Source organism: Rhodoferax aquaticus (genome assembly GCF_006974105.1).
Taxonomy (GTDB): domain Bacteria; phylum Pseudomonadota; class Gammaproteobacteria; order Burkholderiales; family Burkholderiaceae_C; genus Allorhodoferax; species Allorhodoferax aquaticus_A.
In genome coordinates, this window is sequence record NZ_CP036282.1 from 3,108,859 (window position 1) to 3,135,362 (window position 26,504).

At 54.5% G+C, this 26,504-nt stretch carries 23 protein-coding genes, 1 other RNA gene and 1 pseudogene; 17 read left to right on the forward strand and 8 right to left on the reverse strand.

Annotation, left to right across the window (positions count from 1 at the left end; translation table 11 throughout):
• The first annotated feature begins 332 nt into the window (after window positions 1-332).
• A pseudogene (locus EXZ61_RS14285) lies at window positions 333-1,069 on the forward strand (integrase core domain-containing protein).
• Between the two features lie 142 nt (window positions 1,070-1,211).
• Here the strand turns inward: EXZ61_RS14285 and EXZ61_RS14290 are convergent.
• From EXZ61_RS14290 to ompA, 5 genes are all read right to left on the reverse strand, one after another.
• Entirely contained in the window at window positions 1,212-2,414 is a 1,203-nt protein-coding gene (locus tag EXZ61_RS14290; RefSeq protein ID WP_237218970.1) for a tyrosine-type recombinase/integrase, read from the reverse strand.
• A 290-nt stretch (window positions 2,415-2,704) separates the two neighbouring features.
• Window positions 2,705-3,081, reverse strand: a transfer-messenger RNA (tmRNA) gene (gene ssrA / locus EXZ61_RS14295).
• Between the two features lie 12 nt (window positions 3,082-3,093).
• Window positions 3,094-3,759, reverse strand: coding sequence for an HAD family hydrolase (locus tag EXZ61_RS14300; RefSeq protein WP_142814253.1), 666 nt, complete (start codon window positions 3,757-3,759; stop codon window positions 3,094-3,096).
• 5 nt (window positions 3,760-3,764) lie between these two features.
• A complete protein-coding gene (gene ubiG / locus EXZ61_RS14305) occupies window positions 3,765-4,484 on the reverse strand; it encodes a bifunctional 2-polyprenyl-6-hydroxyphenol methylase/3-demethylubiquinol 3-O-methyltransferase UbiG (protein WP_142812402.1) in 720 nt (239 codons plus the stop codon).
• 119 nt (window positions 4,485-4,603) lie between these two features.
• Window positions 4,604-5,260, reverse strand: coding sequence for an outer membrane protein OmpA (ompA, locus tag EXZ61_RS14310; protein WP_142812403.1), 657 nt, complete (start codon window positions 5,258-5,260; stop codon window positions 4,604-4,606).
• Window positions 5,261-5,487: 227 nt separating this feature from the next.
• Here ompA and gyrA point away from each other — a divergent pair, with 227 nt between their 5' ends.
• From gyrA to crcB, 13 genes are all read left to right on the forward strand, one after another.
• The gene (gene gyrA / locus EXZ61_RS14315) at window positions 5,488-8,127 is read left to right on the forward strand and encodes a DNA gyrase subunit A (protein WP_142812404.1); all 2,640 of its coding nucleotides are present in this window, start codon (window positions 5,488-5,490) and stop codon (window positions 8,125-8,127) included.
• Window positions 8,128-8,192: 65 nt separating this feature from the next.
• Window positions 8,193-9,320, forward strand: coding sequence for a 3-phosphoserine/phosphohydroxythreonine transaminase (serC, locus tag EXZ61_RS14320; protein ID WP_142812405.1), 1,128 nt, complete (start codon window positions 8,193-8,195; stop codon window positions 9,318-9,320).
• A gap of 13 nt (window positions 9,321-9,333) precedes the next feature.
• Window positions 9,334-10,416 (forward strand): prephenate dehydratase, encoded by a 1,083-nt coding sequence (pheA, locus tag EXZ61_RS14325; RefSeq protein WP_142812406.1) that lies wholly within the window; start codon window positions 9,334-9,336, stop codon window positions 10,414-10,416.
• A gap of 21 nt (window positions 10,417-10,437) precedes the next feature.
• Window positions 10,438-11,313, forward strand: coding sequence for a prephenate dehydrogenase (locus tag EXZ61_RS14330; protein ID WP_142812407.1), 876 nt, complete (start codon window positions 10,438-10,440; stop codon window positions 11,311-11,313).
• Window positions 11,313-13,331 carry a bifunctional 3-phosphoshikimate 1-carboxyvinyltransferase/cytidylate kinase gene (locus EXZ61_RS14335; RefSeq protein WP_142812408.1) on the forward strand — a complete coding sequence of 673 codons (2,019 nt, stop codon included), beginning with the start codon at window positions 11,313-11,315 and terminating at the stop codon, window positions 13,329-13,331. The genes EXZ61_RS14330 and EXZ61_RS14335 overlap by 1 nt, the downstream gene beginning before the upstream one ends.
• A 123-nt stretch (window positions 13,332-13,454) precedes the next feature.
• Window positions 13,455-15,134, forward strand: a complete 1,680-nt coding sequence (rpsA, locus tag EXZ61_RS14340; protein ID WP_142812409.1) for a 30S ribosomal protein S1 — start codon at window positions 13,455-13,457, stop codon at window positions 15,132-15,134.
• Window positions 15,135-15,210: 76 nt separating this feature from the next.
• Window positions 15,211-15,522: an integration host factor subunit beta gene (locus EXZ61_RS14345; protein ID WP_142812410.1), complete on the forward strand. Its 312-nt coding sequence runs from the start codon at window positions 15,211-15,213 to the stop codon at window positions 15,520-15,522.
• A gap of 29 nt (window positions 15,523-15,551) precedes the next feature.
• Window positions 15,552-15,866, forward strand: coding sequence for a LapA family protein (locus tag EXZ61_RS14350; RefSeq protein WP_142812411.1), 315 nt, complete (start codon window positions 15,552-15,554; stop codon window positions 15,864-15,866).
• On the forward strand, window positions 15,856-17,013 hold the full coding sequence (gene lapB / locus EXZ61_RS14355) for a lipopolysaccharide assembly protein LapB (protein WP_142812412.1): 1,158 nt from the start codon (window positions 15,856-15,858) through the stop codon (window positions 17,011-17,013). Before EXZ61_RS14350 ends, lapB begins: the two co-directional genes overlap by 11 nt.
• Window positions 17,010-17,942 (forward strand): D-glycero-beta-D-manno-heptose-7-phosphate kinase, encoded by a 933-nt coding sequence (gene rfaE1, locus EXZ61_RS14360; RefSeq protein WP_142812413.1) that lies wholly within the window; start codon window positions 17,010-17,012, stop codon window positions 17,940-17,942. Before lapB ends, rfaE1 begins: the two co-directional genes overlap by 4 nt.
• Window positions 17,939-18,958: an ADP-glyceromanno-heptose 6-epimerase gene (rfaD, locus tag EXZ61_RS14365; protein WP_142812414.1), complete on the forward strand. Its 1,020-nt coding sequence runs from the start codon at window positions 17,939-17,941 to the stop codon at window positions 18,956-18,958. Before rfaE1 ends, rfaD begins: the two co-directional genes overlap by 4 nt.
• Before the next feature lie 131 nt (window positions 18,959-19,089).
• Window positions 19,090-19,425 carry a ComEA family DNA-binding protein gene (locus tag EXZ61_RS14370; protein ID WP_142812415.1) on the forward strand — a complete coding sequence of 112 codons (336 nt, stop codon included), beginning with the start codon at window positions 19,090-19,092 and terminating at the stop codon, window positions 19,423-19,425.
• A 138-nt stretch (window positions 19,426-19,563) separates the two neighbouring features.
• Window positions 19,564-19,953: a fluoride efflux transporter CrcB gene (gene crcB, locus EXZ61_RS14375; protein ID WP_142812416.1), complete on the forward strand. Its 390-nt coding sequence runs from the start codon at window positions 19,564-19,566 to the stop codon at window positions 19,951-19,953.
• Window positions 19,954-20,071: 118 nt separating this feature from the next.
• On the opposite strand, the gene EXZ61_RS14380 is transcribed toward crcB, so the two are convergent.
• Both EXZ61_RS14380 and EXZ61_RS14385 read right to left on the reverse strand, forming a co-directional pair.
• A complete protein-coding gene (locus tag EXZ61_RS14380; RefSeq protein ID WP_168224774.1) occupies window positions 20,072-21,670 on the reverse strand; it encodes a methyl-accepting chemotaxis protein in 1,599 nt (532 codons plus the stop codon).
• Window positions 21,671-21,749: 79 nt separating this feature from the next.
• The gene (locus EXZ61_RS14385) at window positions 21,750-22,184 is read right to left on the reverse strand and encodes a universal stress protein (protein WP_168224775.1); all 435 of its coding nucleotides are present in this window, start codon (window positions 22,182-22,184) and stop codon (window positions 21,750-21,752) included.
• 239 nt (window positions 22,185-22,423) lie between these two features.
• On the opposite strand from EXZ61_RS14385, the gene EXZ61_RS14390 reads away from it, so the two are divergent.
• The 3 genes from EXZ61_RS14390 to EXZ61_RS14400 all read left to right on the forward strand — a co-directional run bounded on the left by EXZ61_RS14390 (window position 22,424) and on the right by EXZ61_RS14400 (window position 25,168).
• Window positions 22,424-22,963, forward strand: a complete 540-nt coding sequence (locus tag EXZ61_RS14390) for a TRAP transporter small permease subunit (RefSeq protein WP_142812419.1) — start codon at window positions 22,424-22,426, stop codon at window positions 22,961-22,963.
• 60 nt (window positions 22,964-23,023) lie between these two features.
• Window positions 23,024-24,571 (forward strand): TRAP transporter large permease, encoded by a 1,548-nt coding sequence (locus EXZ61_RS14395; protein ID WP_142812420.1) that lies wholly within the window; start codon window positions 23,024-23,026, stop codon window positions 24,569-24,571.
• A gap of 93 nt (window positions 24,572-24,664) precedes the next feature.
• Window positions 24,665-25,168: a hypothetical protein gene (locus EXZ61_RS14400; protein ID WP_142812421.1), complete on the forward strand. Its 504-nt coding sequence runs from the start codon at window positions 24,665-24,667 to the stop codon at window positions 25,166-25,168.
• A 128-nt stretch (window positions 25,169-25,296) separates the two neighbouring features.
• On the opposite strand, the gene EXZ61_RS14405 is transcribed toward EXZ61_RS14400, so the two are convergent.
• Entirely contained in the window at window positions 25,297-26,376 is a 1,080-nt protein-coding gene (locus tag EXZ61_RS14405; RefSeq protein ID WP_142812422.1) for a TRAP transporter substrate-binding protein, read from the reverse strand.
• Between the last annotated feature and the right edge of the window lie 128 nt (window positions 26,377-26,504).

Below are 26,504 nucleotides of genomic sequence, written 5' to 3' on the forward strand. Positions count from 1 at the left end.
CAGTCGGATAACAATTCACTATCATTTTGATAGCCAATTGCAGACATTCATCGGGCGTTGGTGGCCCTAAATGACTCAAAAAACTAGACCCGTTTCAGGCAAGCAACCGCGATACAGTACTACGCTCAACAAGCGCGACAATCGCATTTAAGTCATCCACACAGAATTATGCCTGACCATTGCGCTCTTCCGATTCCGAACGTTCCTGATGAAATGGGTTACGTTCTGACTCTGCACGGTATTCCCCCCCTTCAAAGCATAGTTGCCAGAAGTAGAAATTTTCTCGGAGAGAATTTCTACTTGAAGAAGTCCAAGTTTCAGATAGCCAGATCATGCAGGCGCTCAAGCGCGTGGAAGCTGGCTTGTGCGTTCCTGATCTGTTCCTTGAAATCGGCATTAGCACGGCGACTTTTTGCAAGTGGCGAGCGAACTTTGGAGGCATGGACACCTCCCTTATGTCGCAAATGAAGGAGCTCGAAGAAGAGAATCTGCGGCTTAAGAAGATGTATCTGGAAGAAAACCTCAAGGCCGGAATTGCCGCCGAGTACCTCGCAGAAAAGTAAGTCGGCCATCTCGCAGACGCGAGATGGCCAAAGAAGTCGTGGCGCAGCGAGGCGTCCCCATCTGACTGGGGCTGCCTGGTGTTTACGTTGAGCAAATCGTGCTCATTGATGGCTTTAAACGCGAAGCGCTGGCCATTGAGATTGACTTCTCCTTGCCTTCAGAGCGCGTCATCCGGGTGCTGGATCAGATCTTCGCTTGGCGTGGCAAACCACGGGTGATTCGCAGCAATAACGGGCCGGAGTACATCTGCCTGACGATGCAGGAATGGGCCAAACGCCGAGGTATTGAGTTGCAATACACACGACCCGGCAAACTGCAGCAAAACGCTTATGTCGAGCGGTTCAACCGGACACTGCAATATGACAGGTTGTCACCCTACAGCTGGGCCACCTTGCAAGATGATCGGACATACGCTACCCAGTGGATGTGGAAATACAATCACGACCGCCCCCACATGGCCTTGTGCGGCGTTACCCCAAAGCAGCGGCTGGCCATGGCTGCATAACCGCTCTACTTTCTGCGACGATGGAAAACGGGGGGATTACCCCTCATTTGCTAGCATCTTTATCACATAGGCCAATCAGGCTTTTTGAAGTTGCCCGCACTGCCCTCACTGCTTGGCAGCAAGAAGCAAAGTACAAGCCTCCTCACACTGAAGCTTTAATGCTGCTGCATTTAGTGCTGTTGCTACTTGCGCTTCGCTTAAGGAACTGAATGAGATCTGCACCAGTGCGCAATTGATCAAGGTAATCTGCCCAGACTTGGATTTGCTGGAAGCGCTGGGTCTGGTACTGAGTTCGGTTGTAGCTGCGACCGTTGGAGTCCTTTACCGCGTGTGCCAAATTGGCTTCAATAGCCAATGGATCGAGATTCAGCTGGTCGACTATCATGGTGCGTGCACTTGCACGAAAACCATGCCAAGTCTGAGCTTTGCCATAGCCCAATGCGTAGAGTGCGCTTCGTACAGAGTTGTCGCTGATCGGGCGGTCATGGCTTCGTTCACCCGGAAACACATAGCGGCCGTGACCAGTGACCGGCTGTAGAGCGCACAACAAGGCAACCGCTTGGGTTGGCAGTGGCACAACATGCGGTTCACCGTGCTCTTTTTCTGCCTTGGTGCGTTTCATCTTGGCGCTAGGAATAGTCCACAAGGCCGCGTCAAGGTCTAGCTCAGCCCATTCCATTTCCCGCAGGTTACCGGGGCGTTGGTACACCAGGGGCGCAATTTGCAAAGCAGTGCGCACCACCACGCCTCCTTTGTATGCAAACATGGCACGTAGCAACTCGCCAAACGGAGCGGGCTCTACGATGGCGGCAAACGATTTACTGTGATACGGGGTGAGGCGCTTTTTCAACCCTTCTGTAATGTTGCGTTGTGAAGCGCTGGCAGTGGGGAGCCAGTAGTCCCAAACTTGCCGGCATAGCATCAACACGCGATCTGCAGTTTCGAAAGCCCCCCGCTCTTCAACCTTTTTGAGCACTGCCAAAAGTTCTAATGCATGAACGTCCTCCATCGGGCGCTCACCTATCCAAGGGTAAAGGTCACGTTCAAGCTGGCGCAATGATCGGGTTGCATGACTGGGGCTCCAGTGCGGCGCTTGCTTCGTATACCACTCGGCGGCCACCGCTTTGAACGTGGTCCCACTCGGTATGGCTGCCTTCAGCTTTTCAACTTTGCGAGCGGCCACCGGATCGACACCGTCCGACTTTTGGGCCTTCGCTTGATCACGGGCTCGGCGCGCTTCCTTTGGACCTACATCGGGATAACTCCCCAAGGCTAAGCGCCCCTCTTTGCCGTCTTTACGATATTTCCAAAACCAGCGCTTGGAGCCATTGGGGCTGACTTCCAAGTAAAGCCCCCCCCGAACAAGCTAGACGTATCCTAGTTTTGTCTTGAGGGCAGCTTGCATTCTTGCATTCGACATCGGTCAGCATAGGGGACATCTCCAGTGAGAACGGGGGAACAAACTCAACATTCAGAGTCTACCCCCACTTTGTTCCCCAGTTTGTTCCCCCTATTACCCCCGGATGTCCGCACACCCTATTGGACGAATGCGGAAGAGAAACCCGCATAAGCCATTGATTTACAAAAGAAAAAAGGCGTTTGCTGGACTTCAGCAAACGCCTTTGGACTTTAATATGGTGGAGCTGGGGGGATTTGAACCCCCGTCCGCAAACCTTCTTCGAACAGTTCTACATGTGTAGCCATCTGATTTAAGTCTCGCTCCTTGCATCGCGCAGTGGCACGCTATGCAAGACGCCAGTAACCTATTGTCTCGAACCAACCTAAGTTACCCAGGTCGATTCCAGCCGAATGAAATTAGCCCACAGCCTGGATAGCTTGCGCCACCCTTGCCCAGCCTATCGGCTTGCTGTTGTGAGCCTCACGTGCAATTAAGCAGCGAGTGCGAAACGTTCGTCGTTTGCAGTTAGTTTGTTTGAATCTGTTTTACGAGCGCACTCAGCTCGACATGCCCTGCTGCGCGTCCGAATCCACGTCGAAACCAGTGCAGCCCCAAGGTGTCTATTTTAGGCCTGATCGATCCAATGCAAGAGCTCTAGGGGCGATTTAATTTCGGTATCTGCTTTCCAAGCAGCCGTATCAGTATGCGCGCCCAGGTAGCCGTAGCTCGCGGCCACGGTGGGCATTCCCGCAGCTTTACCCGCCACAATATCGCGCTCGTCATCGCCAACGTAGATGCACTGATGTGCTTGCAGACCTAGACGCCTCGCTGCTTCCAACAAAGGGGCGGGATGTGGCTTCGCATGCGGTGTGGTGTCACCGCTGATGACAGCACCCGCATTTGCGAATAACGGCATGGTGCGGACCAAGGAATTGGTAAAACGCGCGGACTTATTGGTCACTACACCCCATTGGATTTGCCTGCGCTCAATTTCGCGAATCAAATCCGCGACACCATCAAAAACAAACGTTCGCTCGGTCATGCAGCGCTCGTAGTTAGAAAAAAACTCCTCGCGCATGTCCTCATAGGCGGAATCTGTCGGAGTGATGCCAAAGGCGATGCCCAGCATACCGCGCGCACCAGCACCAGCCATAGGCCGATACAAAGCCAAATCTAACGAAGGAAGTCCACGATCTACGCGCATTTTGTCTGCAGCAGCCCCCAAATCGGGCGCGCTATCAATCAGAGTGCCATCTAGATCAAACAGAATGGCTTGAGGCTGCCGGGCAATTGTGCTCACGAGAGTGCCTCTGGTTTACGCACAGCAATCATATAGTTAACGTCCGTGCTCTGACTCAACCAATAGCGCTTGGTTATCGGGTTGTATTCCAAGCCTTTGGTGTGCTTAAGCTCCAACCCCGCTGCACGGCAAAAGCGAGCAAGTTCGCTAGGTCGGATCATCTTTGCATACTCATGAGTACCCCGCGGCACCAAATTCAACAGGTACTCCGCGCCAAGAATCGCAAATAGAAAAGACTTGGTACTTCGATTTATTGTCGAAAAGAAGACCCATCCACCCGGCTTTACCAATTGAGCACAGGCATCCACCACGGAGGCAGGGTCCGGCACATGCTCTAGCATTTCCATGCAAGTCACGACATCAAACGAGCCAGCAGCTTCAACGGCCATTCCTTCTGCGCTGATCTCTCGGTACTGCACATTGGGTGTTTGCGCTTCCAAGGCATGCAGCTGGGCAACTTTTAGCGCATTAGTCGCCAAGTCAATGCCCAAGACATTGGCACCCTTTCTCGCCATGGAGTCTGACAAAATGCCGCCGCCACACCCAACATCCAACACACGGAGTCCCGCCAAGGGCGCAATGCCATTGAGCCACTCCAATCGCAGCGGATTGATCTGATGCAGGGGTCGGAATTCGCTATCCACATCCCACCAGCGATGCGCCACTTCGGAAAATTTCGCAAGCTCTGCAGGATCAGCATTCAGAATCGTAGTCATAGTGTGTTTGTCGAACATTGGTCCAAAGACAGAAAATGTGACTTGCGGCCCAAGTCAAGAAACGTCAGAACTAGTCAAAAAAAAACCCGCCTTGGCGGGTTTTTTTGCACGTGTGCGAATTATTGAGCGCGGGTTCCCACGACTTCAATTTCCACACGGCGGTTCTTAGCCTGACCTTCTTTGGTCTTGTTATCAGCTACGGGCTGCTTTTCACCCTTGCCTTCGGTGTACACGCGATTCTTTTCGATGCCCTTGGAGATCAGGTACGCCTTGACTGCTTCAGCACGTGAGACAGACAGCTTTTGATTGTAGGCATCATCACCAACGGAGTCGGTGTGTCCCACAGCAATGATCACTTCTAGGTTGATGCTCTTGACCTTGCCAACCAAATCGTCCAATTTGGCTTTACCTTCAGGCTTCAAAACAGACTTGTCAAAGTCAAAGAATGCGTCAGCTGCGTAAGTCACTTTGCTTGCAGCAGCTGCAGGAACAGGAGCAGCAGGTGCTGCTGCTTTTGGAGCTGGGGCTGGCTCTGCGGCTTTGGGAGCCACTGGAGCGGGTGCTGGAACTGCTGCCACGGGTTTCGCAGCGATAGCTCCGTCGCAACCAGGAGCTGCGGTTGCCGGTGTCCAGACCGCATCGCGCCAGCACTCGCCAGAGGCGCTTTTCCACACTTCGCCTGATGCGCTGCGCCAGTTGTGTATTTCTTGTGCGCCAGCAAGGGTGGCAAACGCTGCGGTAGCAAGAATGAACGCTACTTTATTCAATTTCATCATGGACTTCCTTTTACTGAACAAAACTGCAGCACCGCTGCGATAAATCTAGGCTATTGAATCACCACCCAAATGTGTGATCAATTGTGCCATAGCTTTTGGCTCCTCAAAGTGGGGCATACCACACAGGACATAGGGGCTATGAGTCCTGCACGAGAAGACGTTGCGTCAAGGCTACACATTGGGCACCGTAGAATGCTGTGCTGTACTCGACGTTGCCCCCTCTATCTATGACACAGTTCGCCAAAGAAACCCTGCCCATTAGCCTCGAAGAGGAAATGCGCCGCAGCTACCTCGATTACGCCATGAGCGTGATCGTAGGCCGCGCTTTACCTGATGCGCGCGATGGCTTGAAACCTGTGCATAGGCGGGTGCTTTTCGCAATGCACGAGTTGAACAACGACTGGAACCGGGCCTACAAAAAGTCCGCCCGTATCGTCGGAGATGTAATCGGTAAGTACCATCCACATGGCGACCAATCTGTGTATGACACCATAGTTCGCATGGCGCAAGATTTTTCTATGCGCCATATGTTGGTGGACGGGCAAGGTAACTTCGGCTCTGTGGATGGAGACAACGCAGCCGCCATGCGTTACACCGAAATCCGCTTGGCCAAGATTGCCCATGAGATATTGGCAGACTTAGACAAAGAAACTGTGGACTTTGGCCCCAACTATGACGGCTCCGAAAAAGAGCCCTTGGTGCTGCCGACTCGCCTGCCCAATTTGCTGGTCAATGGCTCAGGTGGTATTGCCGTGGGGATGGCGACCAACATCCCCCCCCATAACTTGAACGAAGTGGTGGATGCATGCTTGCATTTGCTGCGCAATCCTGATGCATCAATCGATGAATTGATGGAGATCATTCCAGCGCCTGACTTTCCGACAGCGGGAATCATTTACGGCATCAATGGCGTCAAAGACGGTTACCGGACTGGTCGTGGCAAGGTTGTCATGCGTGCGCGCTGCCACTTTGAAGACATTGATAAGGGGCAACGCCAGGCCATCATCGTTGACGAGCTCCCCTACCAAGTCAACAAGAAGACCTTGCAAGAGCGCATGGCCGAGTTGGTGCATGAGAAGAAAATCGAAGGCATTAGCCATATTCAAGACGAGTCTGACAAGTCAGGCATGCGCTTGGTCATTGAGCTCAAGCGTGGCGAAGTCCCTGAAGTGGTTTTGAACAACCTTTACAAGCAAACCCAACTTCAGGACACGTTCGGCATGAACATGGTGGCCCTGATCAATGGGCAGCCAAAATTGTGCAACTTGAAAGACTTGATTGAAGTCTTCTTGCAGCATCGGCGCGAAGTGGTGACAAGGCGCACCATTTTCAACTTGCGCAAAGCCAGAGAGCGCGGGCACGTTTTGGAGGGCTTAGCGGTCGCGCTGGCCAATATCGACGAGTTCATTGCGATTATCAGAAATGCCCCTACCCCCCCGGTCGCCAAAGTTGAATTGATGTCCAAGCCGTGGGACAGCAAACTGGTGCGGGAGATGCTCACGCGCACACGTGCCGACGGTGGCGTTGTCAACGCAGACGACTACCGCCCAGACGGTTTGGAAAAGACCTACGGCATGGGCGGTGATGGCTTGTACCGTTTGTCAGATACCCAAGCGCAGGAAATTTTGCAAATGCGCCTGCAACGTCTGACGGGCCTAGAGCAAGACAAAATTGTTTCCGAGTACAAAGAAGTGATGGGTGAGATTGAAGACTTGCTCGACATCTTGGCAAAGCCAGCGCGCGTATCGCTCATCATCAGTGAAGAGCTGACGGCCATTAAAACTGAATTTGGCCAAAGCAAGCAGGGCGCGCGACGCAGCTTGGTAGAGCATTCATCGTTTGACCTATCCACAGAGGATCTCATCACTCCGACCGACATGGTGGTGACCATGAGCCATAGCGGTTACATCAAGAGCCAACCTCTCAACGAATACCGCGCCCAAAAACGCGGCGGGCGCGGCAAGCAAGCCACCGCGACTAAAGAAGATGATTGGGTGGACCAGTTGTTTGTGGCGAACACCCATGACTACATCCTGTGTTTTTCGAATCGAGGCCGCTTGTACTGGCTCAAAGTCTGGGAGGTTCCGCAAGGGTCACGCGGGTCGCGTGGCCGCCCGATTGTGAACATGTTCCCACTCCAAGAAGGCGAAAAAATCACCGTCGTGCTTCCGCTTACAGGTGAGAAACGAACATTCCCCGCTGACCAATACGTGTTCATGGCAACGCGCATGGGTACAGTCAAGAAAACTGCGCTTGATGAGTTTTCTAACCCACGCAAAGCCGGCATCATCGCCGTTGACTTAGACGAAGGCGACTTCCTTATTGGTGCTGCATTGACCGATGGAAAGCACGATGTCATGCTGTTTAGCGACGGTGGCAAGGCAGTCCGGTTTGACGAAAATGATGTACGCCCTATGGGCCGCAACGCACGCGGTGTCCGAGGCATGATGCTTGACGAAACCCAGAGCGTCATCGCAATGCTGGTTGCCGAGGACGAGCAACAAAGCGTGCTAACGGCCACCGAAAATGGCTATGGCAAGCGCACCAACATTACCGAGTACACACGACATGGCCGTGGGACTAAAGGCATGATTGCCATTCAACAGTCTGAGCGCAATGGCAAAGTCGTAGCAGCCACTTTGGTTCACGCCAATGACGAAATCATGCTCATTACTGACAAGGGTGTGCTGGTTCGCACCCGTGTCAGTGAGATTCGCGAGTTGGGGCGTGCTACCCAAGGCGTCACATTGATCGGACTCGACGAAGGCTCCAAGCTCAGTGGGCTACAGCGCATCGTGGAGAACGATGCCAATCCCGCCGACGTAGAAGACAACCTATCTGAAGATGGAGACACAGCGGCAGAGTAGCTATTTTTTTGATAGCATTCTGCGCTTATCAATAGGGCGCTAGGCCACTTTCCCCCCACCATTACATGCAAAGACCCTACAATTTTTCCGCAGGCCCCGCAACCATTCCGTCAGAGGTGCTGAGCCAGGCTGCGGCTGAAATGCTGAACTGGCCAGATGCGACTGGTCGCCTTTGTGGCATGGGCGTGATGGAAATGAGCCACCGCGGAAAAGAGTTTCTGTCCATCTATGAGAAAACCGAAGCAGACTTGCGCGAGTTACTCAACATTCCGAACCAGTTCAAGATACTGTTCATGCAAGGTGGGGGGTTGGCTGAGAACGCCATCGTGCCGTTAAACCTGAGCGCGCTACGGCCTAACCCAGAGACCCGCGGTGCGGCAGACTTCGTAGTCACTGGCAGTTGGAGCAAAAAGTCCTTGGATGAGGCCACCAAGTTTTGCGATGCACGGGTTGCTGCTAGTGACCAAATTAACGGCTTTACCCGTATTCCAGAGCCTTCAACATGGAACTTGCGTGAGAAAGCCAGTTATGTACACCTGTGTACTAACGAAACCATCAATGGCTTAGAGTTCCACCAACTTCCTGACCTCAAAGCGCTGGGCTCAGCGGCAGAGTTGGTAATTGATTTTTCATCGCACGTGGCATCACGCCCTGTCGACTGGAGCCGCGTGGGCCTTGCCTTTGGTGGCGCTCAAAAAAACTTAGGCCCAGCAGGCTTAACGTTGGTGGTCGTACGCGAGGATTTGTTGGGTCACGCCCTGCCTATATGCCCTAGCGCGTTTGATTACCAAATGGTGGCGAGCAACCAATCAATGTACAACACGCCACCTACCTACGCTATCTATATCGCCGGGTTGGTGTTTCAGTGGCTCAAGCGCCAAGGTGGCGTGCTGGCTATGGAGCAACAAAACATAGCCAAAGCTAAGCTCCTGTATGACGCGATAGACCAATCCAGTTTCTACGTCAACAAGGTGGCACTGGACAGCCGATCCAGAATGAACGTTCCGTTCTTCCTGCGCGACGAGTCGCGCAATGAGGCATTCTTAACCGGCGCAAAGGAAGCGGGTCTACTACAGCTCAAAGGGCATAAGTCGGTAGGTGGCATGCGCGCAAGCATCTACAACGCCATGCCTTTGGAAGGTGTTCAAACCTTGGTGCAATACATGCGTGAATTCGAACGCACCCTATCCTGAGATACATCAAGACATGGCAAAAACGCTTGCTGAACTCAGAGTTCAAATTGACGCGGTGGATCTTGAGTTATTGACTCTGCTGAATCGCCGTGCCGCCCTAGCCCATGCGGTGGGCGAAATCAAACGCTTGGATGGCTCCGCCGTCTTTCGCCCCGAACGTGAAGCTCAGGTCATACATGGCCTCCAACAAGCCAATAACGGCGCGTTGAAAAATGAAAGCGTCGCGAAAATTTGGCGCGAAGTTATGTCTGCCTGCCGAGCCTTGGAGGCGCCCCAACGCGTGGCCTACCTTGGTCCTGCAGGCACGTTCAGTGAAGAAGCTTCTTTGCGTTTTTTTGGCTCCAGCATTCAGCACGTGCCCTGCCTCAACTTTGACCAAGTGTTCCATGCAGCAAGTGCCGGAGCCGCAGAGTTTGGAGTGGTACCCGTAGAGAACAGCACTGAAGGCGTGGTCACGCGGTCCTTAGACTTGTTGCTGCACTCCCCGCTGCACATCGTCGGAGAAATCAGCCTTCTGGTACGCCATCACCTCTTGCGGTCTAGCCCCTCACTGGACGGTATTGAAGTGGTGATGGCACATCCGCAAGCTTTGGCGCAATGCCAGACATGGTTGACAGACCATCTTCCCCATGCTGAGCGGCGCGCAGTGTCTAGCAATGCAGAAGGTGCGCGCCTAGCAGCGACCAACCCCGTATGGGCAGGCATCGCCAGCGAGCGGGCTGGCTCTGAGTTTGGCCTCCACACCGCAGCACATGCGATCCAAGACGACGCCTACAACCGAACGCGCTTTGTCGTTGTGTGTTTACCCTCCACAATGCCTGCGCCACAAGCTTCTGGCAAAGATTGCACCAGCTTGGTGGTGTCTGTCCCCAATCGCCCTGGCGCAGTCCACGACATGTTGGTACCTCTTAAAAAGCATGGGGTTTCCATGACACGCTTTGAGTCACGGCCTGCGCGCTCGGGCCAGTGGGAGTACTACTTTTACATTGACTTGCAGGGCCATCCTTCGCAAGCCAATGTTGCCGCGGCCTTGGCAGACTTGGCGGGCCTATGCGCCTTTTACAAAATCTTGGGTACTTACCCCTTGGCAGACTAAGCCGAGACAGCAAGACAAATTATGTTTGAACAACTGGCTTTGATTGGATGTGGTTTGATGGGGGGCTCTTTTGCGCTCGCACTCAAAAAGGCCGGTTTGGTCAAGCGGGTAGTGGGCTATAGCAAATCCCCGAGCACGACGGAACGAGCGCGTGCACTCGGCGTCATTGATGTGGAGGCGCCCTCTGCGCTCTTGGCCGTATCCGGTGCTGACATTGTGCTGATTGCGGTTCCCGTAGCCGCCACGGAGTCCACTTTTCGAGCGATCAAGCACTTGGTGACATCGCAAATGCTGATCATGGACGTGGGCTCAACCAAACGCGATGTGATTGAGGCAGGTCGCCGTGCATTACGCGACCATTTTGGTTCCTTTGTCCCTGCGCACCCGATTGCTGGCAAAGAGGTTTCTGGCGTAGAAAATGCTGACGCAGACCTGTATACGGGAAGACAGATCATCCTGACCCCGACGGAACGAACGCTCACGACCCAATTGCAAAAAGCGGTAGCGGTGTGGACCGCCTTAGGCTGCCAAGTACAACAGATGTCACCAGAGCAGCACGACGCAAGTTTTGCGGCCGTCAGCCATCTGCCACATATGCTGGCCTTTGCCTTAATGAACTCCATTACGGGGCAGTCCCAAGGAGCGGACTACTTGTCGCTGGCAGGCCCTGGGTTTAGAGACTTCACGCGTATTGCTGCAAGTGACCCCAAGGTTTGGCGCGACATACTATTGGCCAACCGAGAAGAACTGCAAACTCAGGTACGGGTCTTCCGCGATAGTTTGCAAGCATTCGAACAACTCATAGCCCAGGGCGACAACCAGGCCCTGGAAACTCTTATTGGCCAGGCTAGCCAGGCACGCGCTGCTTGGACCATGACTTCTAAACCGACACACTGATGTATTCCACTGCGTTCTTGGATATCCCCCCACTGACCCACGCGCAAGGGGATGTCACCCTGCCAGGGTCCAAGAGCATCTCCAATCGGGTGCTTTTGCTAGCTGCGCTTTCCTCGGGCACCACCACTGTCCACGACTTGCTGGACTCTGATGACACCGCCGTCATGCTGGACGCCTTGGCGACATTGGGCTGCGCAATTGAGAGAACTGGAAAAACGGCGCGCATCACGGGGCTAGGCGGTAAGCTGCCCAACCCCAGTGCGAAGCTGTTTCTTGGTAATGCAGGCACAGCCATGCGCCCACTCACCGCAGCTTTAGCGGTGCTGGGTGGGGACTTTGAACTAGGTGGGGTCGCGAGGATGCACGAGCGCCCTATTGGTGACTTAGTCGACGCCTTGCTACAGCTAGGCTGCGACGTCCGCTACAAAGGACAGACTGGCTACCCGCCTTTGCACATAGGCCTGCCCTCTTTACGCTTGGACGCGCCTATCCAAGTGCGCGGGGATGTGTCTAGCCAATTCCTCACCGCACTCCTCATGGCCTTGCCTTTGGTTGCAGAGCGAGACATCGAAATCGAAGTTTTGGGCGAATTGATATCACGACCCTACATAGAAATCACACTGAAGCTACTCGCTCAGTTTGGAGTTACCGTCAGTCGCCCCACAGGCCCCAACGCTTGGCAACGCTTCACCATTCCTGCAGGGGCCAAGCTCCAATCGCCCGGTGATGTGTATGTAGAAGCAGATGCATCATCCGCTAGTTATTTCATAGCATTGGGCGCAATATCTACAGCCGCAGAGGGAAGCAATGGCATAAAGATCCACGGCGTGGGGGCATCGTCGATACAGGGTGATATCCGTTTTATCGAGGCTGCGAGTCACATGGGCGCACACATAGAAAGCGGCCCCAACTGGCTTCACATTTCCCGCAAGGCATGGCCACTCAAAGCGATTGACCTCGACTGCAACCACATCCCCGATGCAGCCATGACCTTGGCGGTGATGGCTTTGTATGCCGACGGCACGACGACCTTGCGAAACATTGCTAGCTGGCGTGTGAAGGAAACTGACCGTTTATCAGCCATGGCAACCGAGTTGCGCAAACTGGGAGCAACGGTCGTAGAGGGCGCAGACTTTATTCAAGTAACTCCTCCGCCCACGGTTGCCGCTTGGCAAGCAGCCAGCATTCACACCTACGATGATCACCGTATCGCCATGTGCTTTTCGCTGGCAGCCTTCAACCCAGCCAGATTGCCAGTGCGTATTGAAGACCCTAAGTGCGTCGCGAAAACATTTCCAGACTACTTTGAAGCCCTATTCTCTGTAACCCAAAGTGCTGAAGAGCACATCCCCGTTATTTGTATAGACGGGCCCACTGCTTCTGGCAAAGGCACCTTGGCCGCCGTGGTGGCGCAAAAGCTGGGCTACCATTTTCTAGACTCCGGTTCTTTGTACCGCATCACTGGATTGGCCGCCACACGGGCCCAGATTCCGTTGGATGTAGCCAATGAGCAGGCCATTGCGGACCTCTTGCAAAGCCTTCCCATACACTTTGAAGGCAGCCACATCTGGTTGGGACCAGAAGATGTCAGCGAGCTCATCCGCACCGAAGAAGCCGGAATGAATGCCTCGCGCGTATCCGCTTTTCCCATGGTAAGGGCCGCCTTGATCGACCTTCAACGCAGGTTTAGAGCCCTCCCCGGCTTGGTTGCCGATGGCCGTGATATGGGAACTGTGATATTTCCAGTTGCACCATTGAAGGTCTATTTAACCGCCAGCGCGGCATGTAGGGCGGAGCGGCGCTACAAACAATTGATTTCAAAAGGGATTTCCGCTACACTCCCATCTCTTCGGGCTGACCTAGAGGCCCGCGACGCTCGCGACGCAAATCGCAGCGTAGCGCCTCTGAGGCCGGCACAAGACGCCAAGCTACTTGACAACTCTGAACTATCAGTCGATCAGTCGGTTGAAATCGTGTTGAATTGGTGGCAAAGCAAGCAGCTGTACACGTCACACTGAACGGCTGGCGACAAAAAGCAAGGGCGTCTGCCTTTGCGGGCCCGTACAGATCTCTTCGCGCATCAAGCGCACTGTCTGTGCGGTTCAACAACTTAACCCCGTGGCATCTAAGCCACAAAACACATGTCAGAATCTTTCGCAGACCTATTTGAAGAGTCACAAAAACGCTCTGAAACACGCATTGGCGAAGTCGTCACTGCTGAAGTTATCCGCATCGAGCACAGCTTTGTGGTCGTGAATGCAGGACTCAAGTCTGAGGCGTACGTGCCTTTGTCCGAATTCAAGAGCGACAAGGGTGACCTCGAAGTTCAAGTAGGTGAGTTTGTGTCTGTGGCTATCGTTGCCATGGAAAACGGCTACGGCGACACCATCGTGAGCCGTGACACTGCGAAGCGTCTGGCGTCGTGGATGTCTTTGGAAAAATCTTTGGAATCTGGCGAATTTGTCACTGGCACCACCAGCGGCAAGGTCAAGGGTGGTTTGACCGTGTTGGTCAACGGCATCCGCGCCTTCCTGCCAGGTTCCCTCGTCGACACACGTCCTACCAAGGATCTGTCTCCGTACGAAAACAAGACCATGGAATTCAAGGTCATCAAGCTGGACCGCAAGCGCAACAACGTCGTGCTGTCACGCCGCGCTGTCGTAGAAGCTTCCATGGGCGAAGAACGCGCCAAGTTGATGCAAAACCTGAAAGAAGGTTCTGTGGTGCAAGGCGTGGTCAAGAACATCACCGAATACGGTGCGTTCGTTGACTTGGGCGGTATCGACGGCCTGTTGCACATCACTGACATGGCATGGCGCCGCGTGCGTCACCCATCCGAAGTGGTGCAAGCGGGTCAAGAAATCACTGCCAAGATCCTCAAGTTCGACACCGAGAAAAACCGCGTGTCCTTGGGTCTCAAGCAAATGGGTGACGATCCATGGATGGGCGTGAACCGCCGCTACCCACAGTCCACACGTATGTTCGGCAAGATCACCAACATCGCCGATTACGGCGCGTTTGTTGAACTCGAGCCAGGTATCGAAGGTTTGGTACACGTATCCGAAATGGACTGGACCAACAAGAACGTTGCACCTTCCAAGATCGTTGCTTTGGGCGATGAAGTCGAAGTCATGGTTCTGGAAATTGACGAAGACAAACGTCGTATCTCCTTGGGTATGAAGCAATGCAAGGCCAACCCATGGCAAGAATTCGCACAAAACACCAAGCGCGGTGACCGCGTGAAGGGCCCAATCAAATCCATCACTGACTTCGGCGTATTCGTCGGATTGGCTGCTGGCATTGACGGTTTGGTGCACTTGTCTGACCTGTCTTGGAACGAATCTGGTGAAACCGCCGTGCGCGAATTCAAGAAGGGTCAAGAAGTTGAGGCTTTGGTCTTGGCTGTGGACGTGGACCGCGAGCGCATCTCCTTGGGTATCAAGCAATTGGACTCCGACCCATTTACAACCTTCGTGTCCATTAACGACAAGGGTCAAGTAGTGACTGGCAAGGTCAAGACTGTGGATGCCAAGGGCGCTGAAATCGACTTGGGTGAAGACATCATCGGCTACTTGCGTGCTTCCGAAATCAGCCGTGACCGTGTGGAAGACGCGCGTAACGTGTTGAAAGAAGGCGACGAAGTGACTGCTGTGGTGGTGAACGTGGATCGCAAGACCCGCAACATCCAATTGTCCATCAAGGCAAAAGATGCAGCCGATCAGAACGAAGCCATGGCTACTTTGAGCCAAGCATCTGCCCGTGAAAATGCAGGTACTACTAGCTTGGGCGCCCTGTTGCGCGCCAAGTTGGACAACAACTAAATTTTGTTGTTGAATTGAATCAACGGCCGGTATCCTTAGGGGTACCGGCCGTTTTTTTGTCTCCCGAGCAAATACCATGACCCGATCCGATCTCGTAGAAGAACTGGCAAACCGCTTTAGTCAACTTACCCATCGTGACGCTGAGTTCGCAGTCAAGGCTATTTTGGACGCGATGAACGACGCCTTGGTCCGAGGACACCGCATTGAAATTCGTGGGTTTGGCAGCTTCTCTATTAACCACCGCCCTCCCCGCATGGGTCGCAACCCGCGTAGCGGTGAAAGTGTCGCCATCCCCGAAAAACGTGTTCCCCACTTCAAACCAGGCAAAGCACTTCGAGAAGCGGTAGACCAGCGTACTGCCGAGCTGCAATCACAGGCCAAACCCTGAGTAGAATTGCCTCGACACTGAGGACATCAATGAAACACGTCTTATGGCTCTTTAAGTGGCTACTTAAAGCAGCCATTTTTTTTACCCTGTTTGCTTTTGCACTCAACAACCAACACGATGCTACGGTACGGTTTTTCTTTGGAACGCAATGGACATCGCCGCTTGTGTTGGTGCTTCTGGCTGCCTTTGGCTTGGGCTTAGGCATTGGAGTCTTAGGCATGGTGCCGCGTTGGTGGCTGCACCGCAAGGACGCATCCATCGCAAGACGTGAAGCTGCCCAAGCGACAGCTGCCGCAGCCTTAAGTACAGACAACGCCCCTGCAACGCCTCCCTATGGAATTTGAACTTACCCTAATCCTCTTGGGTCTTCCTTTGGTATTTGTGCTGGGCTGGTTTGCATCTCGCATGGATGTACGCCAACTTCGAATAGAAAACAAGCAAGCCCCAAAAGCGTATTTCAAAGGCCTGAACTTCTTGCTCAATGAACAGCAAGACCAAGCCATTGATGCCTTCATTGAGGCGGTGCAAAATGACCCTGATACTTCGGAGCTGCACTTTGCATTAGGTAACTTGTTTCGCCGCCGTGCCGAATATGAGCGCGCCGTGCGGGTTCATCAGCACCTGCTTTCACGCGGGGACCTCAGCCAAGACGACCGCCATAGGGCGCAGCATGCATTGGCACTGGATTACCTCAAGGCAGGGCTATTGGATCGGGCTGAAGAAGCTCTCCTGAAACTAGAGGGCACGCGCTTTGAATCCAAGGCGCGCCTCGCGCTGCTGGCCAACTATGAACGCTCACGTGATTGGGAAAACGCTGCAAAAATAGCCACGTTGTTGGAGTCGTCTGGCCAAGGAAGTTTCCGATCTAGGCTGTCGCATTACCTCTGTGAGCAAGCCTCCACCTACGTTGCAACGCGAGATACCGACCTTGCCCGAAAACTGCTGGAGAAAGCTGTTCACACAGCGCCAGATGCCCCCCGCCCTCGAATTGACCTCGCCCGTCTTGAGAATCAACTGGGCGATACGGTGGCCGCCTGCGCCACGCTCACGCAGGCGATAGGTGCAATGCCTGCGGCAGTATCTTTAATTGCGCCACAACTTGCACTGTATGCAAAAGGATGCCAACAAGGGGCATCGGTGCTAGCCTTGTTGAAATCCATCTACGAAACCGCACCGTCTTTGGATGTTCTGGATGCCATCGTGACTCTAGAAGCTGTGAGCACAACATCCACAACCAGTGCGCGTGACTGGTACGTCCGCCACCTAGAGCAAGAGCCCTCCTTGGTTGCCGCTGCAAAATGGATTGCAGGCGAGAAGCTTGAACACGAACAGTTTCACCCGCAGGTTCAACGGGCCTTGGACCACGCCGTCAAGCCACTCACCCGCTACCGTTGTGCAGCCTGTGGCTTTGAGGCCAAGCAGCATTTCTGGAATTGCCCCGGCTGCCAAACGTGGGACAGCTATCCCGCTCGCCGCGTCGAAGAACTATGACCACAATATCCAAAGAAACCTTATCAAACTCCCGCGTCCTCGTTGTTGGCGATGTGATGCTAGACCGCTACTGGTACGGTGCAGTAGATCGCATTAGCCCAGAAGCGCCCGTTCCCGTTGTACGGATAACCCGCGAAGAAGAGCGTTGCGGCGGTGCTGCCAACGTGGCATTCAACGTCGCAACATTGGGCGCGCAGGCATCCCTGCTCACCGTGGTTGGTGACGACGAGGCAAGCCACAAACTGGAAGAGCTGGTTGCGAAAACAGGTCTTCGCACCCACTTTGGACGCGATACAGCGCTTAAAACTACCGTCAAGCTACGCGTAATTGGGCGTCAACAACAGTTATTGCGTTTGGATTTTGAGAACACACCAAAGAGCGAAGTACTGGCCACGCAAACCGCGACGTTTGAGCACCTTCTGCCACAACATGACGCGATTCTCTTTTCGGACTATGGCAAAGGGGGCCTAGCCCACGTAAGCGACATGATCGAGCGTGCACGCCAATTGCAAAAGCCCATTCTGATTGATCCCAAAGGCAGCGACTACTCACGCTACCAATACGCCACGGCCATCACGCCGAATCGCGCCGAACTGCAACAGGTGATTGGCGGCTGGAACAGCGAAGAAGATTTACGTACCAAAGCGCACCAACTTCGCACGCAGCTGCATGTCGACGCAGTTCTTCTCACGCGCAGCGAAGAAGGCATGACCCTGTTTGACGCCCAAGGTGAAATGCATGTCACCGCACAAGCACGTGAAGTGTTTGACGTCACCGGCGCAGGCGACACCGTGATTGCCACCATGGCAGCTCTGGTGGGCGCAGGTTTGCCACTGCGAGACGCGGTGCCGTTGGCAAATCGTGCAGGTGGACTTGTGGTTGGCAAGTTCGGAACCGCCACTGTTTCTTATGAGGAGTTGTTTGCATGACCCGAATAGTGGTTACCGGTGCAGCCGGGTTTATTGGCTCCAACATCATCGCCGGGCTTAACGCTCGCGGTTTGGACGACATCATTGCGGTTGATGACCTGAAGCAGGGCGACAAATTTCGCAACTTAGCGGATCTCAAGATTGCGGACTATGTGGATGCCGATGTGTTCTACGACGCATTCTCGGCTGGCCACTATGGCCAAATCGAAGCTGTGTTCCACGAAGGCGCTTGCAGCGACACCATGGAAACAGACGGCAAGTACATGATGTCCAACAACTACACCTTGTCATGGAACCTGTTTCAGGCCTGTCAAAAGCGCGGCGCGCGCCTGTTGTATGCATCTTCTGCCGCCACCTACGGCGGCTCAGAGACCTTCAAAGAAGAACCTGCCTACGAGCTGCCGCTCAATGTGTATGGCTACTCCAAGCTGCTGTTTGACCAACGTATGCGCAGAGAGTGCGGCAACGACTTTCAGCGTACAAAAGCAGGCAAAACCCACCAAGTCGTGGGCTTTCGCTACTTCAATGTGTACGGTCCTCGCGAGCAACACAAAGGCCGCATGGCCAGCGTAGCGTTTCACCAGTTCAACCAATTCAAGAGCGAAGGCCGCGTCAAGCTGTTTGGCGAGTACGGCGGTTACGCAGGTGGCGGCCAAATGCGCGACTTTGTCTTCATTGACGATGTGGTGGCCATCAACCTGTGGTTCTTTGACCACCCTTCTGAATCTGGGATCTTCAACCTAGGTTCCGGCAACGCGCAACCCTTCAACGATGTGGCTAGCTCCGTCGTGAACGCGATGCGTAGCCTTCAGGGTGAGACTGCATTGCCGCTGGCGGAAATCGCCCAGCAAGGCCTGATTGAATATGTGCCCTTCCCTGACGCATTGCGCGGCAAGTACCAGTGCTACACCCAAGCCGACCTCACGCGCCTGCGCGCGGTCGGATGTGACCACCGCTTTGCGGATGTGCAAACCGGTGTCACCCAATACGTGAAATGGTTGGCTACCAAGTCATAACAGACGCCCTGCGCTGAGCTAGCAAGGCGCTGGGCCACACGGGGTCAACCTGTCGCTCCAGACATGCGTTAAAAGGCCAAGTTTGTCTTTCAAGCTTGGCCTTTTAGATTCACCTCTCTAGGAGTATTTACATGTTGAAGAAATTGTTAGTGGTTCTGTCGATGGCGTATGCAGCGGCGAGTTTTGCAGCAGTGGACGTTAACAAAGCCAGCGCAGCGGACTTAGACGGTATCAAGGGAATTGGGCCCGCAATGTCCACCAAGATTTTGGACGAGCGAAAGACAGGCAACTTCAAAAACTGGGACGACTTCATTGAACGGGTCAAAGGCGTGGGCGAAGGCAATGCCGCCAAGTTCTCCGCCGAGGGCTTGACCATTGGTGGGACTGCATACAAAACGGCTGCTGCTGCTCCTGCTGCAAAACCTAGCAAGCCCGCAGAAAAGAAAGCGGAAGAACCCAAGAAGTAACACCCACCTCAACTGCAAAAAGCCCGCACACCGCGGGCTTTTTGCTTTCCGACCCAACCAAGGGCACGCGTACCCACGCGTCTACAACTCAGCCGCTATCATGGGCTGTCTATTCAGGTCATAGGGAGCTGCAGAGTCATGTTGGCGGTGATAGCAATTTGTGTGGGTGCATGTTTGGGGGCCTTGGCCCGTTGGCAACTGGGCCTATGGCTCAACACAGGCACACACATGCCTTACGGCACGTTGGCGGCGAACTTGATCGGCGGCTACCTTGTGGGCGTTTGCGTTGCGGCCTTCCAGGCTATGCCAGAGCTCGACCCCATCTGGCGATTGGCATTGGTCACCGGCTTTTTGGGGGCGCTCACCACGTTTTCCAGCTTTTCGGCAGAGGTCGTTGGCATGCTCTTGCAACAACGATACGCCTTGGCATTGGCCACGGCAGGCGTGCACTTGCTGGGGTCATTGGCACTCACCTTGGCGGGCATCAAAACCGTTGGATCGTTCTTGGCCTTGCGCGTTGGGGGCTAGAGCTACAGACCCCCACTCAGCCTTCGCACCAAACGCCCCAAGTTGATTTCAAAGCTCACCAGCCCAATGCCGCGGCAACTCAGTTCGTCTGTTGGTTTGCTATGAATTGAATAGCTACCTACGCATATCTCAAAAGCGCCAGAGGCCTTTTTCCTTTCAAATCGTCTTTCAGCTGAAACACAGCGGCGGCTCTGCGCAAATGTTGAGTCTCTTCGTCCAGGCCCATTGCGCCGGCAGCCGACTCCTCCACCATGGCCGCATTTTCTTGCGTTGCTTGGTCGATGCGGCCCATGCTGATACTGATCAGGCCAATGCCTTCATGCTGGTCATTGGCTGCGTGACGAATCTCAGTCACCACGCGTGCAAGCTGATTCACACTGGCTTCAATGTCTTGCATGGTTTGGCCCGCGCTCTCTACCAAGGCAGAGCCCTCCTCCACTTTTTCGACCGATCGCACGATGATGGCCTTGATCTCTCGCGCCGCCTCAGCAGAACGCCCAGCCAAGCTGCGCACTTCACTGGCGACCACGGCAAACCCACGCCCCTGATCGCCCGCGCGGGCAGCCTCGACTGCCGCGTTAAGCGCCAGAATGTTGGTCTGAAACGCAATACCGTCGATCACTTGGATGATGTCTGCAATCTTTTGCGATGAGGTTTGAATGTCACGCATGGTGCCTACCACTTGGCGCACCACCGTCCCCCCCCGCTGCGCAACCTCGGCAGCCTGCGCCGCGGCGTTCACGGCTTGGGTGGCGGCCTGCGCCGTCAGCTTGACCGCTTCGGACAACTGCCCCATGGAAGCCGTAGTCTTCTGCACATCAATGGCGGCCTGCTCAGTGCGATGCGACAGGGCGTTGTTTGCGCTGGCGATTTCACTGGTGTTGTTGCTCACCATCTCTATGCCTGTACGTACTTGGGTGACCAACTGCGCCAACGAGGCATGCATTTGACCTAAATCTCGCTTCACATCGGAGAGTTCGTCTTGCCCGCCTTCGCGCATGCTTGGGCGCAAATCACCTTGGCCCCACGCCATGGCGGTCGTTTGCAAGTCTTGGATAGGGGCCAAGATCGAGCGAACAATGGCCAGCACTAACAAAGTGGCCAACACCGACACAAAAACCGTTGCGACCAACATCACACGCGGTGCTTCACCGCCTGCCAAGGCCAGGGCTTCGCGGCTGTGTGAAGCACGCGAAACGATAGACTGTGACAAAGCTTGCAGCGCTTCGTCGGTCCTGCGAATCTCCAGCAAAGTGGGCTCCATGGCCTTATTGGCACCCCATGGGTCATGCAGCTCACCGCGCTCGATCTTCAGCATCACTTGTTTTACCCCACCGGCATAGGCCTCGACGCCTGTTTGCATGGTTTGCAAGCTCTCAGCCTCCGTGTCTTGCGCCAAAGGCTTCGCTTTGCCAATCGCATCGCGCACCGCTTGAACCTGCGCAGCCCATAGACCCGTGAAACGCTGGGTTTCTTCGTCGTTGCCCATGTTCAAAAACAGATCTTTCTCGTACCGGCGTGCGTTGGCCATGGCCACCCGCACCTCGCCTATGACTTGGACGGCACCAAACTCTTGGTCAATGAATGAAGTGGCCCGCCGCGTCTCGGTCTGAATCGTTTCTGAGGCAAAGACTCCCAACAGCAGCAGCGCCAGCACCGAAAACACCAGCACCAGCACCAAGCGCGAACGAATTCGCAAGTTTGCCAACCAAGCCATAACGTAGCCCCCATGAATGGGGTCATCATAGGGACGCCCCATGTCACTGGTATGACTGGGTATGCGGGACGCTCAGGCTTTAGCGAAACACCAGTACTGGCAGGTTGGTATGCGCTAGCACGCGCTGTGTCTGGCTACCCACCAAAAAGCGCTCCAACGCGCCTGCGCCATGGGTGCCCATCACGATCAAGTCTGCGCCTGTGCTGGCAGCCGCCGCGATGATGCTTTGGTAAATGCTGCGCTCTTGGACAATCAACTCTTGTGCCGTTTGCCCCTGCGCTTGCACCAGGGTTTGCGCCTGAGTCAACCAGTGCTGCGCTGCGGAACGGGCCGCTGAGTGCATAGGGCTGTCTTCTGCCAGGGATGCAGCACTGCCTACGCCCAAGGGCAATGGATCCAGCGCACTCACCAAGGTCAGTTTGGCGCCTAATGCGTTTGCAAGACGCGCGCCAGACTCGACCGCGCGCTGAGATGCCTCTGAACCATCGGTGGGCAAAAGAATGTGCTTAAACATGTGAACTCCTCGAAATGTGAAAACCGTTAATGCCAAGTCTAGAGACTGCAACGCGTGGGAATACTGATCCACATCAAGTCTCCATTGGAACGCAAAGCACCCGTCCAACACCCCATGCCTAGGGTAAACACCATGTGCAAGCGTCAGGTAATTTACAGCCGATTCAGGCACCATAGCCTCCTAGTTCGCAGGGGCATTCCTGCGCGCAGCTTTCATACATAAAAACCGGAGAACACCTCGTGTTTGCACTTCTCAAAATCTCCACCGGCATTGACTGGGTCAGCGAAAAGCTAGGTCTGCTAGCCTCTTGGACCGTGTTGTTTGCGGCGCTCATCAGCGCAGGCAACGCCTTCGTCCGTTATGGGCTGGAAATCACTTCCAACGGCTGGATTGAAATTCAGTGGTACTTGTTTGCCTACACCGTCATGGTGGGCGCACCCATTGTGCTCAAGCTCAACGAACATGTGCGCGTCGACCTGATCTACGGCAAGTTGCGTGGCAACAAACCTGTGTACGTAGACCTGTTTGGTTTGGCAGTGTTTTTACTGCCCGTGATCACCTTGCTGACCTACCTTTCCGCTAAATACTTTTGGGGCATTTATGTCTCAGGCGAAATGTCGCAAAACGCCGGCGGCCTGATTCGTTGGCCCGCAGTGTTGGCCATGCCCTTGGGCTTTGCCATGGTGTGGATTCAAGGGGTGTCAGAAATCATCAAGCGTGTTGCTTACTTGATGGGCAAGTACGAGATGGACACCCACTACGAAAAGCCTTTGCAGTAAGGCGCGTACCGCCACCACGCTACGCCTACCCTCGCACCAGACACTTCAGGACACTCTTATATGCAAATGGATCACTTCCCGCCCATCATGTTTGCGGGCCTCGTCATCATCATGTTGATCGGCTTTCCGGTCGCGTTCTCGCTAGCGGCACTGGGGCTTGCCAGCGGGTTCTACGCGATTGAGATGGGCTGGTTCCCGGCCGCCTTCATGGGCAATCTGCCGATCTCTCTGTTCTCTATTTTGAACAACGAGTTGTTGCTTGCCATTCCGTTCTTCACCTTCATGGGCACGATCCTCGAGAAGTGCGGTCTAGCGGAGGACATGCTCGACTCCATGGGCCAGTTGTTCGGCCCCGTCCGTGGTGGGGTCGGCTACTCGGTGATCATCGTCGGCTTTATTCTGGGCGCCATTACCGGTACGGTTGCGGGCCAGGTGATTGCCATGGCGCTGATTTCATTGCCGGTGATGATGAAGTACAACTACAACATGCGCTATGCCACTGGCGTATTGGCTGCCTCCGGCACGATTACGCAATTGGTACCGCCTTCACTGGTGCTGGTTGTGTTAGCTGACCAACTGGGCAAACCAGTGGGCGACATGTACAAGGGTGCTTGGGGCCCCTCAATCCTGCAAGTGCTGATGTTTGCGGCTTACACCTTTGCGTTGTCACGCATCAAACCAGACTACCTGCCAGGCATTCCCAAAACGGAGCGCTCCTTGGATGGCTGGGCTTTGTGGTCCAAGTGCCTGCGCGGGATCATTCCCTCGGCACTGCTGATATTCGCGGTGCTGGGATCTATGGGCGGCCTGCCAGGCCAAGACACTGCAATTGCGACCCCGACCGAAGCCGGTGCCATGGGTGTCGTGGGCGCGCTTTTGCTCGCTGCCCTGTCCAAACGACTGACCCCCGCCCTGATTTGGGAAGCCATGTCAGGCACCATGCGCCTAACCGCCATGGTGGTATTCATCTTGATTGGCTCCCGTGTCTTCAGCCAAGTGTTCCAAGGTGTGGATGGTGCCGTGTGGGTGGAGCATTTGCTCACGGGCTTGCCCGGTGGCCAAATCGGCTTCTTGATCGTGGTGAACATTTTTGTGTTCTTCTTGGCGTTTTTCTTGGACTTCTTCGAGATCGCCTTCATCATCGTGCCCATGTTGGCCCCAGTGGCTGACAAGATGGGCATTGATCTGATTTGGTTCGGCGTCTTGCTGTGCGTGAACCTGCAAACCAGCTTTATGCATCCGCCGTTTGGTTTTGCGCTGTTTTACTTACGTGGTATTGCAGACACTCTGTTCAAGGACAAGCGCATCCCGGAGCCCGTAAAGTCCAATGACATTTACCTCGGAGCCATTCCATGGGTCATCATGCAGATCATTTTGGTGGTTGTGGTGATCTTTGTGCCGCAGTCGGTGACCATGTTCCTCGATGAGAAAGTGGTAGTGGATGTGGACAAAGTCGTGATTGAAATGCCACAAGACGAGATGGCACCCAAAGCCGAACTGAAGGCCGGTGAGCTTCCTGCGGCTGCTGACGCAGAACAAAGCACCAGCGCTGCCGACAAAGCGGCAGAAGACGAGCAAAAGAAGATTGACGAGCTGTTTAAGAAGTAATCGCTCGCAACCGAAGTTCAGACAAAGCACCTGAACTAACCGCCCCCTGCGGCCCCGGCTACTTGCCCGGGGCCTTTTTGTTTGAGTAAGCCTATGACCGATTCCACTGCCAACCAACCCGCTTCCACCGACGCCCCCAAGGTCTTCACATTTGAGCCCACAGGCGGCACGCTGAAGGCTGACGCCTACAGCCCATTCTTTAAGGGTCTAGCCTTGGTACTGCTAGCCATGGCCGCCCTGTGGGCCTGGGAGATGCACCAATGGGGACAGCGCCAAGCCGTTGAGCAAGCCACCAGCTGGCTATGGGCCCCCTGGGGGCTCATGGCCTACACGGTGTGGTTTGTTGTCACAGGTAAGACAACGCTGTCCAGCAGCGCGGTTGAGCAATCTTGGATGTGGGGCAAGCGCCTAGAACTGAGCAACCTGGCCTACGCCAAGGTCATTCGCATCAAGGCGCTGGACTGGCTCATTGCCCCACGGCTGTACACCAAGAATTTCAGCGGAAAGATTTTGGTGTTTTACGCAGCTGACGCCAACATGCTCTCAGAGTTCAAACGCTTGGAGTTGGCCTTGGAGGCCGCACGCAACGCCCGCTAATCCGAGCTAGCCCATCGGGGCAATACACCTATTGCCCTGCACCCCACAAAAACAAAACCCCCGCAAGAAACTCTCGCGGGGGTTTTGTTGCTCTTAGTGCAGGCCACACGGGGGCCTGACTCAGTGCATTACAGCTTTTGTGACTGCATGAAAGAGTCGAATTTTGCTTCAGTGAAACGGAACCAGAGGTTGGAGTCGGCGCGGAACTTGGAGTAGTCAGCGTAGATTTTCTTCCAATCTTCGTTCTTGTCGTTGAGCTCCGAGTACAACTCTTCGGCAGCCTTGAACGCTGCGGCCAAAATTTCGTTGGAGAACGGACGCAACTTGGTGCCTGAACCAACCAACTGCTTCAATGCATTGGGGTTTTTGCCGTCGTACTTGGCTTGCATGTCCACATGCGCATAGCTAGCAGCGGCTTCCAAAATAGCCTTGTTTTCTGGTGACAATGCGTCATAGGCTTTTTGATTAACGTACAGGTCCAGCTGTGGGCCACCTTCCCACCAACCGGGGTAGTAGTAGAACGGCGCGACCTTGTTAAAGCCCAACTTTTGATCGTCGTATGGTCCGACCCATTCGGCCGCATCAATCGTGCCCTTCTCCAAGGCCGTATAGATTTCACCACCGGGGATGTTTTGAGGAATCACTCCCAGCTTTTCCATGACCTTTCCGGGGAAGCCACCTGTGCGGAACTTCAAGCCCTTCAAGTCTTTGACCGTCTTGATCTCTTTACGGTACCAACCGCCCATTTGCGCACCAGTGTTGCCCATAGGGAAATTGATCATGCTGTACTTGGCGTAGAACTCACGCATCAGCTTCAAGCCATTGCCTTCGTACATCCAAGCGGTCATCTGACGGCTGTTCAAGCCGAAGGGAATCGCACAACCCAATGCAAAAGCTTCATTCTTACCAAAGAAGTAGTAAGGCGCTGTGTGCGCGCACTCAACAGAGCCTTGCTGCACCGCATCCACCACACCAAACGGAGGCGTGATTTCGCCGCCTGCGTGCACGGAAATCTCGAACTTGCCACCCGACATGGCCTTCACTTTTTCAGAGAAGATGTGCGCAGCACCGAAGATGGTGTCCAGCGCCTTGGGGAAGCTGGAGGACAAACGCCAACGGACTGCTGCCTGGGCATGCACGGCGGGTGCTACACCTGCCGCCAGAACGCCAGCAATGCCAGCGTTCTTGATAATGGAACGACGATCCATGTGATTCACTCCTGAGGTTATTAATCGGATATCTCACAATGCAAAGCTGCACAGAGAAGACTAATTGCTTAAGTCTGCGAAGATTGTAGGAAGGCCCGCGTAGGCAATCGTGGGGGTTTTCCCTCGTC

Bases quoted from the DNA above. Each gene is read 5' to 3' on its own strand.
- ubiG (WP_142812402.1), bottom strand. From the start codon at position 4,484: ATGACTACGATTCTGAATGCTGATCCTGCAGAGCTTGCGAAATTTTCC.
- ompA (WP_142812403.1), bottom strand. From the start codon at position 5,260: ATGATGAAATTGAATAAAGTAGCGTTCATTCTTGCTACCGCAGCGTTT.
- gyrA (WP_142812404.1), top strand. From the start codon at position 5,488: ATGACACAGTTCGCCAAAGAAACCCTGCCCATTAGCCTCGAAGAGGAA.
- serC (WP_142812405.1), top strand. From the start codon at position 8,193: ATGCAAAGACCCTACAATTTTTCCGCAGGCCCCGCAACCATTCCGTCA.
- pheA (WP_142812406.1), top strand. From the start codon at position 9,334: ATGGCAAAAACGCTTGCTGAACTCAGAGTTCAAATTGACGCGGTGGAT.
- EXZ61_RS14330 (WP_142812407.1), top strand. From the start codon at position 10,438: ATGTTTGAACAACTGGCTTTGATTGGATGTGGTTTGATGGGGGGCTCT.
- EXZ61_RS14335 (WP_142812408.1), top strand. From the start codon at position 11,313: ATGTATTCCACTGCGTTCTTGGATATCCCCCCACTGACCCACGCGCAA.
- rpsA (WP_142812409.1), top strand. From the start codon at position 13,455: ATGTCAGAATCTTTCGCAGACCTATTTGAAGAGTCACAAAAACGCTCT.
- EXZ61_RS14345 (WP_142812410.1), top strand. From the start codon at position 15,211: ATGACCCGATCCGATCTCGTAGAAGAACTGGCAAACCGCTTTAGTCAA.
- EXZ61_RS14350 (WP_142812411.1), top strand. From the start codon at position 15,552: ATGAAACACGTCTTATGGCTCTTTAAGTGGCTACTTAAAGCAGCCATT.
- lapB (WP_142812412.1), top strand. From the start codon at position 15,856: ATGGAATTTGAACTTACCCTAATCCTCTTGGGTCTTCCTTTGGTATTT.
- rfaE1 (WP_142812413.1), top strand. From the start codon at position 17,010: ATGACCACAATATCCAAAGAAACCTTATCAAACTCCCGCGTCCTCGTT.
- rfaD (WP_142812414.1), top strand. From the start codon at position 17,939: ATGACCCGAATAGTGGTTACCGGTGCAGCCGGGTTTATTGGCTCCAAC.
- EXZ61_RS14370 (WP_142812415.1), top strand. From the start codon at position 19,090: ATGTTGAAGAAATTGTTAGTGGTTCTGTCGATGGCGTATGCAGCGGCG.
- crcB (WP_142812416.1), top strand. From the start codon at position 19,564: ATGTTGGCGGTGATAGCAATTTGTGTGGGTGCATGTTTGGGGGCCTTG.
- EXZ61_RS14380 (WP_168224774.1), bottom strand. From the start codon at position 21,670: ATGGCTTGGTTGGCAAACTTGCGAATTCGTTCGCGCTTGGTGCTGGTG.
- EXZ61_RS14385 (WP_168224775.1), bottom strand. From the start codon at position 22,184: ATGTTTAAGCACATTCTTTTGCCCACCGATGGTTCAGAGGCATCTCAG.
- EXZ61_RS14395 (WP_142812420.1), top strand. From the start codon at position 23,024: ATGCAAATGGATCACTTCCCGCCCATCATGTTTGCGGGCCTCGTCATC.
- EXZ61_RS14400 (WP_142812421.1), top strand. From the start codon at position 24,665: ATGACCGATTCCACTGCCAACCAACCCGCTTCCACCGACGCCCCCAAG.
- EXZ61_RS14405 (WP_142812422.1), bottom strand. From the start codon at position 26,376: ATGGATCGTCGTTCCATTATCAAGAACGCTGGCATTGCTGGCGTTCTG.